The sequence below is a fragment of the Halorubrum sp. SS7 genome, from assembly GCF_005435055.1.
Lineage (GTDB): Archaea > Halobacteriota > Halobacteria > Halobacteriales > Haloferacaceae > Halorubrum > Halorubrum salinarum.
Genome location: NZ_SGXV01000076.1, coordinates 1512 through 1725 on the forward strand (window position 1 = coordinate 1512; position 214 = coordinate 1725).

At 74.8% G+C, this 214-nt stretch carries 1 protein-coding gene; it reads right to left on the minus strand.

Translation table 11 applies throughout. The annotated features are described in order from the left end of the window. Window positions 1-214, minus strand: a 214-nt coding sequence (locus EXE44_RS16635; protein WP_241991861.1) for an OsmC family protein, incomplete at both ends; no start/stop codon positions are given.

Genomic DNA, 214 nt, shown 5'->3' on the forward strand with positions numbered 1-214 from the left:
CCTCGTCGACGTCGCCGTCGACGGCCACGTCGAGGCGGAGGTCCTTGAACCCCACCGGCGCCTCGTCGTCGACTCCCATCGTCCCGCGGAGGTCGAGGTCGCCGCTGGCCTCGACCTCGACGTCGGCGTCGACGCCGAAGCTCTCGGCGACGGCCTGCGCGGTCAGCTGCGAGCAGGCGGCCAGCGCGCCGAGGAGGAGGTCGCCCGAGCAGGC